Genomic DNA, 18114 nt, shown 5'->3' with positions numbered 1-18114 from the left:
CTCAATGAATGCGGCGCTTGCTCGTCAATAAAACTTCTCAGATTTATGCTTGTGACTTTCAGTAAGACACTGCTGAGAAATATATCCTATTGACCAATTTTAACGGAAAAATTTTCCTTGACAAATTCCAGAGGCTAATATGTCGCCCCCAGAACACTCAGTAAACAATAATTATAGCAATAAAGAGCGAGCATGGGAGATCCGATTTACCTCTATAGATCCAGCCAAATCGCCCTCTCAATTCGCTCCCTCGCCCGCATTGCGCGCCAACTTATCAAAAACTGAGGCTTTAGATGCACCAGATTTAGTTTGCCTGTCTCATTTGCGGTGGAATTTTGTCTATCAGCGTCCGCAACATCTCTTGAGTCGTTGTGCCAAAAGTCGTCGCGTCTTCTTTGTAGAAGAACCTGTTTTTAGCGCAGCTACAGATTGGTGGCTTGATGTCAGCATCCACGAAAGCGGAGTTTGGGTAATAGTACCGCACCTGACCGAAGGAACCAGCGAAGCAACAGCACAAACTGCTCAGCAAGCCATGCTAGATGATTTGTTTCGAGCGGCCGAAATTAGCCAGTACATTCTGTGGTATTACACACCAATGGCTGTCAGTTTCACAAGCCACTTAAAGCCGCTAGCTGTAGTCTACGACTGCATGGATGAACTGTCAGCATTCCAAGGCGCGCACCCGGATTTAAAAGCCAATGAAAACCAATTATTAAAGCGCGCCAGCGTAGTATTTACCGGGGGTCACAACCTTTACGAAGCCAAACAGCACCAGCACGAAAATATTCACCCCTTCCCCAGCAGTATCGAAAAAGAACACTTTGCGACAGCCAGGAATCTTTCAGAAGAACCGGCGGATCAAAAAGACATTCCTCACCCACGTTTGGGATTTTATGGCGTTATAGACGAACGCATGGATCTCGAACTCCTAGCGGGCATGGCCCAAGCAAGGCCGGACTGGCATTTAGTCATCATTGGCCCGGTGGTGAAAATCGATCCGGCAACTCTGCCAACTCACCCAAATATCCACTATCTCGGTGGCAAATCTTATCAAGAACTGCCAGCGTATCTTGGCGGATGGGATATCGCAATGCTGCCTTTTGCCATTAACGAATCGACTAAGTTTATTAGTCCCACGAAAACTCCAGAATACCTCGCTGCCGGCAAACCTGTGATTTCTACTCCTATCCGCGACGTGGTGCGGCCCTACGGAGAAAACGGCTTGGTTCGGATTGCTAGCAATTCTGAAGAATTCGTTGCTTGTGCCGAAGAAATCTTCAGCGAAAGTTCGGACGTTCGCACCAAGTGGCTGAGTGAAGTAGATGCCTTTTTAGCAGACAATTCTTGGGACAATACCTGGGGCGAAATGCTGGGGTTGATCGAAAGTGCGATCGACGATAAAAGGCAGAAAGCCGAAGGCAGGATGAAAGTTTTAAGTTAGGAATGTTGAGGTTGAAGTTAAAGAATTACACTTTACGGATTCAAAACTTAACACTCAACACTCCTCGCTTTATGTCCAATTACCAATTATTCCTTACCCTTACCATTACCCACAATTAGAGGTGTTTCAATGTTTGACTATTTAATCGTCGGAGCCGGATTTGCAGGTAGCGTCATTGCCGAAAGACTAGCAAATGAAGCCGGAAAAACAGTCCTGATAATTGATACCCGCAACCACATCGGCGGCAACGCATACGATCACTACGACAATCATGGCATCCTCGTACACAAATACGGCCCCCACATTTTTCACACCAATTCGCGCCCAGTTTTCGAGTATCTTTCGCGCTTCACCGAGTGGCGGCCCTACGAACACCGCGTCCTCGCCAGCGTTGACGGTCAACTGCTGCCAATTCCGATCAATCTCAACACCGTAAATAAACTTTACGGACTGAATCTCACCTCATTTGAAGTAGAAGATTTCTTCGCAAAAGTAGCAGAACCAAAGGATTACATTCGCACTTCCGAAGATGTAGTTGTCAGCAAAGTCGGTCGCGAACTTTACGAGAAATTCTTCCGCAACTACACCCGCAAACAGTGGGGAATGGACCCGTCGGAACTCGACAACTCAGTGATTGCGCGCGTACCCACTCGCACTAATCGGGACGATCGCTATTTTACCGATACCTATCAAGCAATGCCCCTGCACGGCTACACTCGGATGTTTGAAAAGATGCTTTCTCACCCAAACATCAAGGTGATGCTGAATACCGACTACCGGGAGATTGAGGGTTTTATCCCTTACGGGGAAATGATTTACACCGGGCCTGTCGATTCCTATTTCAATTATTGCTACGGCAAACTTCCTTACCGTTCCTTGGAATTCAAGCACGAAACACTGAACGTAGCCGTACACCAAGAAGCACCGGTGGTAAATTACCCCAACGAGCATTTATATACTCGCTGTACCGAGTTTAAATACCTCACGGGACAAGAGCATCTAAAAACTAGCATTGTCTACGAATATCCCCAAGCTGAGGGAGACCCTTACTACCCGGTTCCGCGTCCAGAAAATGCCGAAATTTACAAGAAATATAAGGCTTTGGCTGATGCAACTCCGGGAGTCTCTTTCGTGGGAAGGCTGGCGACTTACAGGTATTACAACATGGATCAAGTGGTCGCTCAAGCTCTGACAACTTACAAACAAATTACTACCAAGCCGGTGATTGAATTGGTAGAAAATGTTAACGGTTCTGCCTCTAATGTCAGCACATCCAATGGAGTCGCCCATCGCCCCGGCGCAACTTCTCTAGAAGTCGCTGCTGTCAACCACGGCAACAGCAACGGCAACGGGAAATCTGCTAGCAAGTAGCTGGAAGCTGCGAGTTACGGGTAAAACGGTAAGGTGCCCACAGAGCACCTTACTCGGTTTTCCTCAAAAGTTATTTAATAATTCAAACAAGCATTGAGGTAAACATGAACGTTCTAGTGAAAATTGTTTTGTCTCATGAGGTTTTGGAAATTTCTCAATTTGCTCAGTTTCAGAAAGAAATACAGCGCCTCATTGAAAGTGGCGGCAAAATTCTTATGCTGGATTTCTCAAAAATAAATTTCCTGAAAAATTCCGAGTTAATGGCTGTAGTGGCGATCGTAAAATTAGTTAGAGACAGCAAATGTATACTTTTGATCTCTGCCATGAGCGAACAAGTTAGAATTTTATTTGAACTCACGGGACTACAGCAAATATTTCATTGTTTGCCGTTTGCCGAAGAATTTTCTCTCAAAAGTGAGCTAACTGAACCGTTAGGAGGTTTACAAAGTGTTGCTAGCTAGAGGAAGAGGGGGAGAGTGGGACAGGGGGAGACAGGGGGATAGGAAAAATCTTCTTGGTTTATTCTTCCTGGTTTATTCTTCCTTCTTCTGACTAATGACTTCAGCACAAGAGATCCTTCAGATGAGCCTGTTTTAAGGTGCAGAAGTTTTGCAAATTAATCACCAAAAAACTTGTCAAAGTCGGGGTAATTGTCGCTAACCTATAAATATAACTTTGGGTAGATGTGCCGATGAGTTGGTTAGGTAGAGCACTTGAAAATTGCGAGATAGAAGAGTCTGCAACTCTTGATAGTAAGGTGACAGTTCAAGGGCGGAAAACAGGTTATCCGCGCCCCCAATTGCGCCGGAGCAACTGGATTTGTCTCAACGGTCAGTGGAGATTTGCTTACGATGACGCAGGCCACTGCGTGCAGCCGATCGATATTTCTGAGTGGACTCACACTATAGAAGTGCCGTTTGCTCCAGAATCGGCAAAAAGCGGGATCGGCGACACGAATTTTCACGCCAACTGCTGGTATGAACGCGAATTTGACGTACCCCACACAGAAGGCAGAGTTCTCCTCCACTTTGGGGCCGTAGACTACCGCGCCCGCGTCTGGGTGAACGGTCAGTTTGTCATCGAACACGAAGGCGGACACACTCCTTTCAGCGTAGACATTACACCAGTTGTGAACCTCAACGGGCCGCAGCGGGTGACAGTCTGGGCCCACGACGACCCGCAAGATTTGGAGCAACCGCGGGGCAAGCAAGACTGGCAAATAGAGCCCCACAGTATTTGGTATCCGCGCACGACCGGCATTTGGCAGACAGTCTGGGTAGAATTGGTGCCTCACACTTATATCGAGCGCATCCGCTGGACTCCCCAGTTTGAACGCTGGGAAATCGGTTTTGAAGCGTTTGTCGCCGGCGATCGCCAGTCGGGAATCCAAATTAAAGTTAAACTGTCGATCGGCTGTATGCTGCTGGTCAACGACACCTACGAAGTCATCAACGGCGAAATCCACCGCCGCATCGCCCTCTCCGACCCTGGTATCGACGACTACCGCAACGAATTGCTGTGGAGTCCCGAAAAGCCGACGCTAATTAACGCTCAAGTACAGTTGTGGGCCGACGGCAAACTACTCGACGAGGTTAAATCTTATACCGCCATGCGGACGGTCAGCATCCAGCGCGATCGCTTCATGCTAAACGGCCGCCCCTACTATTTGCGACTGGTGCTCGACCAAGGTTACTGGCCCGACACCATGATGACTGCCCCGAACGACGAAGCTTTGCGCCACGATGTCGAATTAGTCAAAGCAATGGGTTTCAACGGCGTCCGCAAGCACCAAAAAATCGAAGACCCCCGATTTTTGTACTGGGCTGACGTGCTGGGGCTCCTAGTTTGGGAAGAAATGCCCAGCGCCTACCGCTTCACTCCCAAAGCCGTGCAACGGCTGACGCGCGAGTGGACGGAAGTCATCGACCGCGACGCCAGCCACCCCTGTATCGTAGTCTGGGTGCCGTTCAACGAATCTTGGGGAGTTCCGAATTTAGTCGAAGCCGCAGCCCACCGCAACTACGTGCAAGCGCTGTATTTCTTGACAAAAACCCTCGATTCGACTCGCCCCGTCATCGGTAACGACGGCTGGGAAAGTATCGATACCGACATCCTGGCGATTCACGACTACGACAACAACCCGCAAACCCTAGCCAAGCGCTACGGGCCCGAAGTCCAGCTATCCGATTTGTTTAATCGCGGGCGTCCTGGCGGGCGAGTCCTCACCCTCGACGGCCACCCGCACCAAGGACAGCCGATGATGCTGACAGAATTCGGTGGCATCGCCTGCGCCGGTCGCGACAACCCCGATTTTTTCAGGGTTTGGGGCTACGTGCGCGCGTCGGACACGGTGGAACTCCAAAGGCGCTACACCGCGCTGTTAAAGGTGGTAAACCGAGTGGAAATGTTCAGCGGATTTTGTTACACGCAGTTAACCGATACTTTCCAAGAAGCTAACGGTTTGCTGTATGCCGATCGCACTCCCAAGTTTCCCCTAGAGGTCATCTCGGCGGCAACTCTCGGCTGGGATATTCCCGAAGAAAGTTCACAGCCGCCAGCTATTACTCACGGCTAATTGGCCAAACAGAGCATGGGGCATGGGGCCTAGGGAATTGGGAATTGGTGATTGGTGATGGGTAATTGGTAATTGGTAATTGGTGATGGGTGATTGGTAATAATTGCCCGCAGTTCCAAGTTATTGGATATAACAAGTCTCAATCATTTATGAACCTCTTCCAATGCCCAATGCCCAATGCCCAATGCCCAATGCCCGATGCCCAATGCCCAATGCCCGATGCCCAATGCCCGATGCCCAATGCCCCATTACCCATTACCCATTCGATTGATGTTTCAAAGTTTTTTCATGGGCGGATTTGAATGTTCCACCCACAGAGTGCAATCTGGAAAACGCCTCGATGTCACAGCCGCCACCGGTCACGATAAATTTGCAGCAGCCGACTACCAACGCTTGCAACAGCAAGGCATTTACACAGTCCGCGAAGGCCTCCGCTGGCACTTAATCGAACAGACACCCGGAAAATACGATTTTTCCAGTTCCCTGCCAATCATCCGCGCCGCCCGCGACATGAAAATGCAGGTAATTTGGGATTTGTTTCACTACGGCTGGCCAGACGATATTGATATTTTCAGTCCCGAATTTGTGTCCAGGTTTGCAAACATGGTGCGCGCTTTTATGGAAGTGCTGGCGAACGAAACCGACCAAACACCTTTTGTAACACCTGTCAATGAAATTTCATTTATTGCTTGGGCCGGCGGCGATGTTGCCTACATCAATCCGTTTGCAAAAGGGCGGGGAGACGAGCTAAAAATCCAGTTAATCAAAGCTGCGATCGCAGCGATAGAATCAGTTTGGGAAGTCAATCCCGACACCCGCATCGTTCAAATCGACCCCACAATTAACATTATTGCCGATCCTGACAAACCGGAGGATCGGGACGCGGCCGAAGGTTATCGCTTATCTCAATATCAAGCTTGGGATATGTTGGCTGGACGCTTTCGCCCCGAACTCGGCGGCAAGGAAAAATATCTCGATATTATTGGGGTGAATTATTACGATCGCAATCAGTGGATTCACAATGAAGAGCCGATGAAATACACCGATCCGCTGTACCGCCCGTTTCGCGAACTGCTGCAAGAAGTGTATGAGCGCTACCGTCGCCCCTTATTCATAGCAGAAACAGGCACTGAAGACGAGTTTAGACCTGTCTGGTTTAATTATGTGTGCACTGAGGTAGTGGCGGCGATGAAAGCAGGAGTTCCGATAGAGGGAATCTGCTTGTATCCGATTGTTAACCATCCGGGTTGGGACGACGACAGGCACTGTTACAATGGTTTGTGGGATTATTGCAATGAATCGGGCGATCGAGAAATTTACCAGCCTTTGGCGGATGAATTGCAGTTTCAAAGGCAGCAGATTGAACCGTTGCTGAAGTCGCAGGATTGATGATTGTTATATAATAATGAAACCCAACATCAACTGTTGTTGGGTTTCACTAAGTTCAACCCAACCTACTACAGGAATTTCGATCGAGCGGACACGATCTAAGAGCCCTTCTCACAATTTTGTATGTAATCTATCCAACCTCTTCGTTTTGAACTTTTTCACCTTGACTGGCTTTTGCTTCCAACTCTGCCATTTTTTCCATCCTTAGTTCATGTAATGTCTTCTTAATCGAACTAAGCCTTGCCCATTCATAAATATTTATAGAAGACCAACCAGTAACTTTCTTTCCCCACTTATTATAGGAGATTTCTTCCCCATTAAATTTGACAAATGTAGGATCAATTATTATAGCTTCAGAGCTTTCAAATGTTTTAATCTCAAGGCAATCGCCAGCTTTGATTATTTGCCAATCAAACAACTTGTCCATTCGAGGTAGAAAAGTTCTTTCAATGGCAGAAGCACTGGATATAATTTCTCCCTTGATTGTAGAACCTCCTCCGGCTAAACCCACGTAAAAATCATCCAGTTGTGCCGGAGGCAAAATTTTCTCCATACTCAAAAAACCTTGCTGTCCTATAAAAACAGGAGTGATATTAAGACAGATGGCGTCTACCCCATTTGCAATCAACCAAGCAACAGCAGAAAGAGTTTGCTCATCAAAGGATGAGGCTATAAGTATTATTCGTTGTTTTTTGTTAAAGGTTTTGAGTGCGTCATTGCTTGACAAGAATTTATTCAACTCTTGTCTCGCTTTTTCACTAGAGGTCAAATCACCTAATTCATACTCATCTTTGTGGATCTCTATATACGAGCTATAGACCAAATCTACAAGGGATTCAGGTGTAGAAATTTTGGCATAACTCGCGGCATACCTGATAGCTTGAAATTCAAAAGGTTCTTTCCTGGCTTTGATGTCTTGTACGTCGCGCTTAATCTCGATTAGAACAATATTGCCATCTGCATCAATGGCAGTTAAGTCGCTAATCCCGTTACTCGCATTACGAACTTGTTGACCTACAACTAGAAGAGTTTGGTCATCCCCAAAGAGCAAATTAATGTTTTTGCGTAAGAACTCTTCAATATGTCTTTCCTGTAAGTTTAAGTCTTTAAAGTTTCTAACTTTTATTTCTATTGCTTCGTTCCTTTGGATGCCGCTGTGGTCGAAAGTAACAGGTATGTACATCGCACTCCCCTTTGCTGCTATTGGCTGTCTAAGTGTTCAACTATATTGAGCCTATGTATCCGCTCAATAATCCGGGGTAAATCGCTCAACAATGCACCAGGAACCAAACTAAATCAAGCCGATTTTTGCCGTTGCTGCGGGATCTCACGTGTCTTCTCAGCAAAAACCCGGTTTCTGGCTATCCGTGCGTAAGTCCTAATAGCAATAAGGGCGGGCACAATGCCCACCCCACATACTAGATATCACTTTGATATCAGACTTAAATTTTCAATACCCCCAGGGGAATTCGAATCCCCGTCGCATCCGTGAAAGGGATGTGTCCTAGGCCTCTAGACGATGGGGGCGCGTCGTTGCGTTTGCTTGTGTTCCGCACCTTTATTACCTTAACTAATCTTTCCCAATCTGTCAACTACTTTGCGAAACTTTTTTTTCTACTCGTCCCAAAGCTCGTCACAGTAGGCTTTGAGGATGGCGGCGCAATTGCCGATCGCCCCGAGATGAGCAATTTCAAAGCCGTGGGTGTTCTGGGTGGGGAAAGCCAAACAAGCGGCGCGGGCTACGTGGCCGAACTTCATGGCGATCGAAGCATCGCTCCCAAAACCGCTAATTACCGCCAACTGCACCTCTACATCGGCTGCTGTGGCTGCTGCGCGCAATTGGGCGTTCAATCCCTCATCGTAGACTCCGTAGCCATCCTGAACCAGCAAAACCGGGTTTTCGCCGTCACGAATCGGGTATTCCGGCGCCAGAGGGCAAATTTCCAAAGCGATCAGCGCGTCCAACGGCTGGCGCTGGGTGAAATACAAAGCTCCGATCGCCCCAACCTCCTCCTTCGCCGACGCTACCAAATAAACATTCACCGCAGGCTCTTTCAAACATTCCGCCAGAGCCAGCAAAATCGCCACTGAAGCCTTGTTGTCCAGAGTGTAGCTGGCGATCCAATCCTTCAACCGCAGCGGGCGCTTGCGGTGCTTTCCCACCACCATCCGCGTGCCCGGTCGAATTCCGGCCTCGGCTAATTCCTCGGCGGTACACTTAGTTTCGATCCAGGCATTTTCCCACTTTAAAGAAACATCTTCCTGCTGAGCTTTCTGAGGAGATTCGTGAGAAACATGGCGCGAACCGAAGCTGAGAATGCCGCTAATTGTTTGCTTGTCTCCGAGCAAATCCACCACGCCTTCGCCGTAAACCCAAGGAAATGCGCCCCCCAATCTGCGGACTTCCACCCGGCCCCTCTCGCCTATTGTTTTAACTAGGGCGCCAATTTCGTCTTTGTGGGCGGTAATGGCGATCGACTTTTCGGGATTGCGACCCTTAATTAGGGCGATCGCATTGTCCGCGCGATCGAGCCAAGCATTCACTCCCAGGGCGGCGAATTTTTCCATCAACCGCTGGTTAATTTCCGATTCCGCACCGCTGGGTGAGTGCAGCATTACTAATTCTTCGATTGTTTGGAATAGGCGATCGAACTCTAACATTTTTTATTTTCGTTTTGAGGAGCGAATTTTGACGACATATATTAAAGCACATTTACCTACTATTTCCCGGCGGTACACTTAGTTTTAATTCAGGCATTTTCCCAATTGAAAGAAACATCTTCCTGCTGAGCTTTTTGAGGAGCGTAGGAATGAAGCAATTGGACGCAGCAAAGGGCGATTGAGTAACAAGATTCATGCGATCGCGTGGATGCGTTGGGCAATCCGTTGGGGTTTCACCTCACCCCCCGACAAACTGGTGACGCGAGCAGGAGGCGACCAACTGCAGCCATTACTGGTGGCGGATACACTGCTGGCTAACAAGGGCTATGATCCAGATCAGCGCGTGATTGACCGCCTCAATGCCGAGGGGAAGATCACCGTGATTTCCTCTCGTCGCAATTGCAAGACCCTGGAAACTTAGGATGCTCAATTGTACAAAGCCCGTCATTTGATTGAGAACTTTTTTCCCAAGCTGAAGCAGTATCAGGGAATCGCGACGCGCTATCACCCTAGGGCGGTGAACTTTCCGGCGTGCGATTCTTCTGGTTGCTGCCGTCATCGGGTTGAATTGATGACACCCCTAAATTAACTTGACAGTGCCGTAAACTAATATGCCTAACCTCTTAAGCACCTTCTTTTCTAGTAATTTCATTCCTCACGGGCATTGTTACCTCTGGAAACCGGGGTTAGTCTGGCTCCACTTAACCTCAGATGCCTTGACTACCCTCGCTTATTACTCGGTGGCGGTTGCCATTGTTTACTTTACGAATGGGCGTAAGGATCTGCCTGCCCACACGGTGATGCTGCTGGTTGGTTTCTTTTTTATCTTTGCCTTATGTGGCACGACGCACCTGATGGGAATAGTGACACTTTGGCACCCCATTTATTGGGTTTCAGGAGTGATCAAAGCTCTCACTGGTGTTTGGTCTTTCTATACATTCACCTTTTTACTGATTCCCTTAATTCCAGTGGCGCTCGATGCGCCAAGTCCAGCCCAACTCGCCCTTACAAACCAGGAACTAGAAGAGAGTCGCCGCCGTATCCAGGCGATTAATGTGGAGCTAGAGCAACGGGTGCATGAACGCACTGCCCAACTGGAAGCCTCTAATCGCACCAAAGACGAATTATTGATGCGTGAACAAATAATTCGGGCAGACGCAGAGGCAGCGAACCGTGCCAAGGATGAGTTTCTCTCGATTCTTTCTCATGAACTCAGAACTCCTCTCAATGCGATCTTAGGGTGGTCAACGATGTTAAGGCAGAAAAACCTGAGTGAGGATAAGGTGGCGCGGGCTTTGGAGACGATCGAGCGAAACGCGAAGTCTCAAGCCCAGCTCATCGAAGACATCCTCGATGTTTCTCGCATCATCACGGGTAAACTGCGCCTCCAAGTCCGTCCTGTCAACCTCGTGCCGGTGATTGAATCGGCGATTGAGTCTGTAAACTTGGCGGCTGAGGCAAAGTCAATTCGCCTGCAAAGCGTACTCGATTCTGAAGTTGGCCCGCTCTTGGGTGATGCCGATAGGTTGCAGCAAGTTGTGTGGAATCTACTTTCTAACGCCCTCAAATTTACGCCTAAAGACGGGCGAGTCGAGATTCGTTTGCAGCGGGTTAATTCCCATGTGGAAATTACTGTCAGCGACACTGGAGCAGGCATCAGCTCGGAATTTCTACCGTTTGTCTTCGATCGCTTCAGCCAGCACGACAGCACGACCACTCGCAGTTATGGGGGGTTGGGTTTAGGGTTAGCCATTGTGCGTCAATTAGTTGAATTACATGGCGGGACTGTAACGGTAGTGAGTCCAGGGATAGGACAGGGGACGACTTTTACAGTCAAACTGCCTGTGACGATTATCCATCTACCACCCAGCGCTCCAGAGCCCTTAAACTCGATCGTCAAGGCGAATGGGAGGTTTCAGGGATCGCCGACCCTTGAAGGCTTAAAAATCTTAGTGGTAGAGGACGAGGCTGACGCGCTAGAGTTGCTGAGCACGATTCTCGAAAAGTATGGTGCTGATGTCATGGCTGTTGCTTCGGTAAAGAACGCCTTGACCATTATCGAAACCGCAAGCGATCGCAGCCCCGATGTTTTAGTGAGCGATATTGGGATGCCGGATGAGGATGGCTACTCCCTGATCCGCAAGTTGCGTCAACTTGAAGTGCAGCGGGGCGGTAGGCTACCGGCGATCGCGCTGACGGCTTATGCCCGGAATGACGATCGTCAGCAGGCACTATTAGCAGGTTTTCAGATACATTTGACCAAACCCGTAGATGCTGCTGAGTTAGTGGCGGTGGTTGCCAGGCTCACCGGACGTATAAGCAGGTGCTAAAACCCAAGTGTTCAAGAACAAATGTTGCGTTTGAGATTGACACTCTCGATCGCACTATCTCTTAACCCAGACCACGTAATATGCGATCGATTATTCAGCAAGCCCTAATTATTAGTTGGAGACTAAAAACACAAACAAGGGTAATTATTGTATCACTGTTTAAATGCACAACAGCTTATATTTAGGTTGATTTATCCTTGATTACAAATATTCCCAAATCCTAATTTATTGATTGGCTTCAACGATTTAATTGATCCAATAAATCAATTCCAACCCTTTTATTTTTCTAGATGAGCTGGCTTATTTCTTACTTCTTTAATCCGCAGAGTGACAGAAGAGGGATATCAGGGTTTGGATCACAGGCTTACAGTGGCATTTTTTTTGCGGAGTGGTATAACTACTCAGAATGCACAAATATTGCAATTCCTCAAGCGCTGGTGGGAGATGGCAAATTATTACTGGGTCTAGAAAAATCCACAGGAAGCATCGAAGTGCCTGTCCCATTGGGCTTGCCAGCAGCAGGATCGGGCTGGTAAAGTTCGATACGATCGCGCCCAAGTCGTTTAGCTTGATACAGGGCTTGGTCGGCTGCGGCAATCAGAATTTCGGCTCCCGATTCCGATCCAGGAACAATACTCGCTACGCCCAGGCTGAGAGTGACGTACTCGCTCACCTGAGAACCAGCGTGCGGAAGCTGCAAAGCTGCGATTGTGAGCTGTATGTGTTCGGCTACGATCACTGCGCCTTGAATCGAGGTATTTGGCAAAATAACGGCAAATTCTTCGCCTCCGTAGCGAGCTACTAAATCGGCGGGGCGATTGACTGCATCGGCGATCGCCGCGGCGACTTGTCGCAAACATTCGTCTCCGCCTTGATGCCCGTAAGTATCGTTGTAACTTTTAAAAGAATCAATATCGCACAGAATTAGGGACATGGGCGTTTGTTCCCGGACTTGTCTGCGCCACTCCATTTCTAAATACTGATCGAACCGTCGGCGGTTTGCTAGCTGCGTGAGTGCGTCCGAAGTAGCCAAGCGCTCTAACTTGAGGTTGGCTGCTTGCAACTGCTGGTAGAGTTCTGCTTGCTTGATGGCGATCGCCAACTGGGTGGCCAGAGAAGACAGCAACTCTACTTCCAACTGCATCCACTGCCGGGGACTGCACTGGTGGGCCATCAGCAGCCCCCACAACTCCTCTCCTTGCACTAAAGGCACAACCAAATAAGCTCTCACCGCGAATTGGGCGAGCAAGTCAATTTGATATTGCGGCAAATCGGCGGCCAAGACATCGGCGATCGGTCGGATCGCCCGATGTTGGTACGCTTCGAGATAGAACTGGTCAAAACAGAATTTTTCCAGGGTTTCCCCCAACATGGGCTTGCAGTTGGCAGCTACAGATTCCACTGTTACCGCCCCCGTCGCCGGGGCGGCGCAGACACTGCCCGTACAGGGGTTGAAGCGGACGATCATCACTCGATCGGCCTGAAGGAACTGACGCACTTCTGTCACTGTCGTGCTGAGCACTTCGCCCAAATCCAGAGACTGGCGGATATGCTGAGTAATCGTCGCCATCAGCAGTTCTCGTTCGTTCTGCTGCCGCAGCGCCTCTTGTGCCCGTTTGTACTCGGTGATATCTTGAGCGGTGCCGAAAATTTGTTTGGGGCAGCCGTCGGCTGTGCGGGCGAAAACTTGGTCGCGGCAGCGAAACCAGCGCCATTCGCCCGATCGATGTTTGAGCCGATACTCCAACTCCAAAATATGCCCGTCTTGAGTCGAGGGAAATTTTTTCTGGTGGGCTTTGAGCCTCGGCAAATCTTCTGGGTACACCAAACTCGAGTACAAAGCAGTTTGCATCTGTAAAATTTCTTGGGGAGTGTAACCCAGCAATTTAGAAGCTTGACCGTTGACGTAGACGTTGCGCTGTTCTGTCAAATCGTAGATGTAGAGCAAATAAGGCGCCGCGTCAGCAATTTGCTGGATGAAATGCTGGCTCGATCGCAATTCTTCCTCCACCCGCTGACGCACTTGCACTTCTTCCACAGCTTGATCCCGCATTGTGCGGTAAGCTTGGATGCGATGGGTGAGGTCGGTCACGTCTTGAATCACCAGCAGCGCGTAGAACGATGGGGCATTGACCCCCGGCCATATTGATGACGAAGCTGAGGGTGGAGATTCCCTAGACAAAAAAGCACTTCTTGATGAGCCGACTCCGACACTACCCTCTGATTCCAACTCAAGAGTATGGAGAATCCAGTCTCTAATCTCCTGTTCTTCAATGCCAGCCTCCAGTGCCGGCACAGCAGTCACAGTAGTTTGCTGAATTCGCTGCTGGCCGTCTTGCCAAGTTGCCGGAATCAGGTGTTTGTGAATTTGAGAAGAAAAAATTGTTGGCGGGCCTCCTGCAAAGATTTGCTTGAAGCGAGTGGCGTACTTTAACTGACTCAGGTGAGGAAAATGGGTTGTGATCTTTGTTCCCAATATTTGGCTGCGGGGAATTTTAGTCCACTCTTCCAGACAAGTGTTCCAAAACAGCACCACAAAATCATCTTGCAGCAAGCAGGCGCCGACTGGTACGCTGTCGAGAACCCCAAACTTTTCCTTAATACTTTTGCTCTCCTCAATCATAGACCCCCGGCAAGTTGATTGATAGCAGTCAACAAGGTGTCAAAGGAATTAACATTGAAAATAAGAATGATATCTCCTTCAATGTGAAGCCTTTCAATCATGAAACTGGTCTGGGCTAATAAAACAACTGTATCAGTAGCTAAACCGCCAGATATCAGCAAACTAGCAATCGTCCCTTCGCTATAAGTGGGAATTGAATAGTTCAGGCGCTGCTGAAGTACGTTGCTGATTGCACCCATGACCCCATTAATTACAATATTTCCCACTTCACTTAGCGTACCAATTTTGACTGAATCGAGATCCTGAGTTCCAGCTTCTTCCCCTGTAAGCATTGTCACCAGCAGGGCAGCGCTGTTTGTGGGAAAGACTAGCTGGGCAATGCCTCCAAAGGAGCCTGTGAATTTGAGCTGGACAGCGGCGATTTGCTCGCCGTTGAGGTGTTGCTCTAACTCTTCTTCCACGTCGATGGGAGTCAGGATTTGAAGGTAGGGGATTTGCAAGCGAATCGGGGAGTCGATCATGTCGTTCAAAACCCCTGCGGCTTGACCGATCCCGATGTTGACGAGTTCCTGCAAAGCATCGAGCTGTCGAGTGCTTAATTTCATTGTGTGCTCTCCTCGCTGACACTAAGAGCTTTTTTGATCCACCCGATTAGTTCGTCTGAGTTGGGCATTTTGTGAATGACTGCCAGGGCTCCGAGTTCCATGCACTCGGAGCGGGTGCTTGCTTGGATGTCTGCGGTAATTACGATCACTGGAATTTTATATCCTCGATCGCGCATGGCTTGCAGGACTTCCCTACCTTCCATTTCCGGCATCAGCAGGTCTAATAGCATACAGTTTGGGGTTTTAGTGCCGAGCAGTTCTAGAGCTTCTGGGCCGCTGGATGCTTCCCAAGTCTCGTATCCTTCTGCTCGCAGGATTTTGCAGATTACCCTGCGAGTCAACCACGAATCTTCGACAACGAGAATTGATGTCACTACGTTCTCCTCCTTCTATTGTTTAGGACTGACCGGCGTTGCAGGTACTGCTTTTATTTTGACAGTAATTTAAAGTGCTGGGACGGTGTGTGATCGAGCTTCACTCGGAATTCCTGTTCTTAAAAACTAACGCATTAATGTGTGGGATAGTTTAGTATCTTGGACTATGTTAAGAAAAAACCCGGTTTCTGAATGAAACCAGGTTTGCGGGATCTCTATTGCTCTAACAAGGGCACTCAATTATAGATGACCAAACGCTTCCGGAGGGACTCTACTCGCTGTTTGGCCGTGGTATTGTCTGGATCGCAGGCGAGAGCTTGTTCGTACATCTCCAAGGCTTGAGTTGTTAATTTCTTGCGCTCGTAGGCGTGACCCAGATTATTGAGAGATGTAACGTATTCTGGCTGCAACTTCAGAGCTTCTTTGTAGTGGCGGATCGCGATGTCGTACTGTTCTTGGCCAAAGTGTGCAAAGCCGAGGGCGTTGTAAATAACAGCTTGATTTTCTTCGCCTTCTAAGTCTTTGGCTTTCAGGGCTTTTTGAAACAGTACGATCGCCTGCGAGTAAAGCTTCTTATCTAGATAGATACTTCCTAATTCGTAGTATTCCTGTGCTGTTCCTTTTTCTACTGTCAGCTTATTTTCTAAGCGTTCCAGAGACATTTCCAGCTTCCGAGTTTTGAGAATCTGGCGCACCACAAACCAGGAACTGCTGCCGAGTATAGCGAGCAGGACTGTCAGGTAAACAATGAGCAAATTACTATCCATGTTTTTCTTAAATTTAGGTATGTCTGTGGAAGGTTTTATTTATTTTAAGGCGCTAGCAATCTCTGAGATTTGCCTCTGCAACTGTATAAAAAACAAGGAAATAGCGATCGACCGGCCCGATCGCGATTTCTGAAAAAGCAAAAATCCAGAAGTAAGAACAAAGAAGGAAACTTGGTCTCAACCTCCTAAATTCATCAGGAGTTTTCCTTCTCTGGCAGACAGTTAAATCTTTCTTACTTCTGCTTTGTGCATTCTGAAAATCAAGCTAAATTTCAGGCTCCGGCTCGATTAGCCATTTCCACGACTTTACCGAATGTTGCCGGGTCAATGATCGCCATTTGTGCCAGCATTTTGCGGTTGATTTCGATGTTGGCTTTCTTCATGTTGCCGATCAGTCTGCTGTAGCTCGTGCCGTGCTGGCGCGATGCGGCATTGATCCGAGCAATCCACAGGCGGCGGAAATCGCGTTTGCGTTTTTTGCGATCGCGATAACCGTTACGCAGGGCCTGCATCACCCGTTGGTTAGCTGTGCGGAACTGTTTCGACTGTGCGCCTCGGAAACCCTTGGCTAATTTGAGAATTTTTTTGCGGCGCGCTCTGGCGACATTACCGCGTTTTACCCGTGTCATCTTTAATTTCCGTTAAACTTTACAAGTATGGAAGCATTAACCGCACGTTAGCATCGTTGGTTTCGTCGATGACGACCAGCTTAGATAGACGGCTTTTGCGAGCTGAACTTTTGTGCTGTAGCAAGTGGCTTTTGTAAGCTTTGCGGCGCACAATTTTACCGCTGCCGGTCGCTCTAAAGCGCTTTGCGGCTGCTTTGCGAGTTTTGAGTTTTGGCATGAACTGGTGTTATTTGGACACAAGCTTATACCGTATCACGTTTGTGCTACTTTCTGCAAGGGAGATTTGCGGGTTGGGGGTGGCGCTGCATTTCCTGCGATATACAGGATGGGCGATCGGGTAATCTTGCGGTAGTTTGCGGGAGTTGAGACCTGGTATAAAATGTTATACCGCAGTTGCGGTATCATTAAGCGTTGATGAAATTCAATCTCCCAAGAATTTAGTTCCACAGGTTCCGGCGAGCCGGGCCGTACCTTTCTCGGTCGATTTATTTCGCAATAATTAAACCATAAGTTTCTTGACCACGAATTTCAAAGGTGGTACCCGCCCCGTGATTTATCCGTGGAATCAATCGAAAATCGAAAATCGAAAATCAGAAGAGCCCCCGCATTTATCCGTGGGGTCGCCTCTAAAATCTAAAATCTAAAATCTAAAATCGATTGACTGACTTTGCAGCCACATATTCAAGTTTTGAGTTTAATCATTACCAACTACCATCAGCTATCAAACAATTTAATACGAATTTAATAACTGAATTATATATTTATATAACACGATATATTTTAGCTATTTAATTAATAAATACTAAAAAAGGTTCAAGGCGGTTGAAACCCCATAAATCAAGGAGGTATTTAAGCGGGATGGAGTATTAAACTCTCAATACAGGTCTTTCGGGATTTTCGGGATTGGGAACTAGACGCTGATTTTTGCAATCTACCAGCAAATCTAAAGTTTCTAACACTGTTTGACCGATGAGTACCATATCGCCTAAAACCATTGCCGCCTCAATTGTCTCGCGCCCTTCTATTTCAATGATAACAGGCTCAGTCAATCCTACTGTTTCTTGTCGGCCATCAGCATATTTTGCTATTTCCTGACTCCGAATTCTTAAACCGAGCTGCTCTACTACATCCGCAGGTAACGCAGTTCTGACTGCGCCACTATCTATCAGTGCTTCTGCTTCGTATACGCGCAACAGAGTTGGATTGAGCACTCCTCGGCTCACTAAGGCTTCATCAATGGCATTCGTTAGCTTGACTTTGACTCGAACTGCACCCATATTTTTGCTGGCTTGAGTTAGATCGCGATCGAGATTTATCATATCGCCTCTTTTCGTCTAGAAAGTCTACCT

At 48.1% G+C, this 18114-nt stretch carries 16 protein-coding genes and 1 tRNA gene; 7 read left to right on the top strand and 10 right to left on the bottom strand.

Annotated elements, in window-relative coordinates:
• Positions 1-139: 139 nt before the first annotated feature.
• The 5 genes from QUB06_RS06585 (at position 140) to QUB06_RS06565 (ending at position 6776) form a co-directional block, all read left to right on the top strand.
• On the top strand, positions 140-1441 hold the full coding sequence (locus QUB06_RS06585; RefSeq protein ID WP_333434608.1) for a glycosyltransferase family 1 protein: 1302 nt from the start codon (positions 140-142) through the stop codon (positions 1439-1441).
• 129 nt (positions 1442-1570) lie between these two features.
• Entirely contained in the window at positions 1571-2812 is a 1242-nt protein-coding gene (gene glf, locus QUB06_RS06580; protein ID WP_333289636.1) for a UDP-galactopyranose mutase, read from the top strand.
• 104 nt (positions 2813-2916) lie between these two features.
• Complete coding sequence (locus QUB06_RS06575) at positions 2917-3273, top strand: STAS domain-containing protein (protein ID WP_333434607.1); 357 nt, start codon at positions 2917-2919, stop codon at positions 3271-3273.
• A 230-nt stretch (positions 3274-3503) separates the two neighbouring features.
• Positions 3504-5387 carry a glycoside hydrolase family 2 TIM barrel-domain containing protein gene (locus QUB06_RS06570; RefSeq protein ID WP_333434606.1) on the top strand — a complete coding sequence of 628 codons (1884 nt, stop codon included), beginning with the start codon at positions 3504-3506 and terminating at the stop codon, positions 5385-5387.
• Positions 5388-5657: 270 nt separating this feature from the next.
• Positions 5658-6776: a beta-glucosidase gene (locus QUB06_RS06565; protein ID WP_333434605.1), complete on the top strand. Its 1119-nt coding sequence runs from the start codon at positions 5658-5660 to the stop codon at positions 6774-6776.
• Positions 6777-6906: 130 nt separating this feature from the next.
• Here QUB06_RS06565 and QUB06_RS06560 read toward each other — a convergent pair whose 3' ends face one another.
• The 3 genes from QUB06_RS06560 to QUB06_RS06550 all read right to left on the bottom strand — a co-directional run bounded on the left by QUB06_RS06560 (position 6907) and on the right by QUB06_RS06550 (position 9437).
• A complete protein-coding gene (locus QUB06_RS06560) occupies positions 6907-7959 on the bottom strand; it encodes a hypothetical protein (RefSeq protein ID WP_333434604.1) in 1053 nt (350 codons plus the stop codon).
• 271 nt (positions 7960-8230) lie between these two features.
• Positions 8231-8303: transfer RNA gene (locus QUB06_RS06555), tRNA-Glu, on the bottom strand.
• 87 nt (positions 8304-8390) lie between these two features.
• Positions 8391-9437: a M42 family peptidase gene (locus tag QUB06_RS06550; RefSeq protein ID WP_333434603.1), complete on the bottom strand. Its 1047-nt coding sequence runs from the start codon at positions 9435-9437 to the stop codon at positions 8391-8393.
• Positions 9438-9615: 178 nt separating this feature from the next.
• Here QUB06_RS06550 and QUB06_RS06545 point away from each other — a divergent pair, with 178 nt between their 5' ends.
• Positions 9616-9858, top strand: a complete 243-nt coding sequence (locus QUB06_RS06545) for a hypothetical protein (protein WP_333434602.1) — start codon at positions 9616-9618, stop codon at positions 9856-9858.
• Between the two features lie 190 nt (positions 9859-10048).
• On the top strand, positions 10049-11767 hold the full coding sequence (locus tag QUB06_RS06540; RefSeq protein WP_333434601.1) for an ATP-binding protein: 1719 nt from the start codon (positions 10049-10051) through the stop codon (positions 11765-11767).
• A gap of 427 nt (positions 11768-12194) precedes the next feature.
• On the opposite strand, the gene QUB06_RS06535 is transcribed toward QUB06_RS06540, so the two are convergent.
• The 7 genes from QUB06_RS06535 to QUB06_RS06505 all read right to left on the bottom strand — a co-directional run bounded on the left by QUB06_RS06535 (position 12195) and on the right by QUB06_RS06505 (position 18084).
• A complete protein-coding gene (locus QUB06_RS06535) occupies positions 12195-14390 on the bottom strand; it encodes a diguanylate cyclase domain-containing protein (RefSeq protein WP_333434600.1) in 2196 nt (731 codons plus the stop codon).
• Complete coding sequence (locus QUB06_RS06530; protein WP_333109043.1) at positions 14387-14995, bottom strand: chemotaxis protein CheC; 609 nt, start codon at positions 14993-14995, stop codon at positions 14387-14389. The genes QUB06_RS06535 and QUB06_RS06530 overlap by 4 nt, the downstream gene beginning before the upstream one ends.
• Positions 14992-15369 carry a response regulator gene (locus tag QUB06_RS06525; RefSeq protein ID WP_333164983.1) on the bottom strand — a complete coding sequence of 126 codons (378 nt, stop codon included), beginning with the start codon at positions 15367-15369 and terminating at the stop codon, positions 14992-14994. The genes QUB06_RS06530 and QUB06_RS06525 overlap by 4 nt, the downstream gene beginning before the upstream one ends.
• A 236-nt stretch (positions 15370-15605) precedes the next feature.
• Positions 15606-16136 carry a tetratricopeptide repeat protein gene (locus QUB06_RS06520; RefSeq protein WP_333434599.1) on the bottom strand — a complete coding sequence of 177 codons (531 nt, stop codon included), beginning with the start codon at positions 16134-16136 and terminating at the stop codon, positions 15606-15608.
• 272 nt (positions 16137-16408) lie between these two features.
• Positions 16409-16765 (bottom strand): 50S ribosomal protein L20, encoded by a 357-nt coding sequence (gene rplT, locus QUB06_RS06515; RefSeq protein WP_006634165.1) that lies wholly within the window; start codon positions 16763-16765, stop codon positions 16409-16411.
• A 19-nt stretch (positions 16766-16784) separates the two neighbouring features.
• Positions 16785-16982 (bottom strand): 50S ribosomal protein L35, encoded by a 198-nt coding sequence (gene rpmI, locus QUB06_RS06510; RefSeq protein ID WP_006634164.1) that lies wholly within the window; start codon positions 16980-16982, stop codon positions 16785-16787.
• Between the two features lie 649 nt (positions 16983-17631).
• Positions 17632-18084, bottom strand: coding sequence for a retroviral-like aspartic protease family protein (locus QUB06_RS06505; protein WP_333408666.1), 453 nt, complete (start codon positions 18082-18084; stop codon positions 17632-17634).
• Positions 18085-18114: the final 30 nt, after the last annotated feature.

The organism is Microcoleus sp. D2_18a_D3 (genome assembly GCF_036702455.1).
In the GTDB taxonomy this organism is placed as follows: domain Bacteria; phylum Cyanobacteriota; class Cyanobacteriia; order Cyanobacteriales; family Microcoleaceae; genus Microcoleus.
Note: the sequence above shows the minus strand (reverse complement) of the source record. Positions and strands in the feature narration are given on the sequence as shown.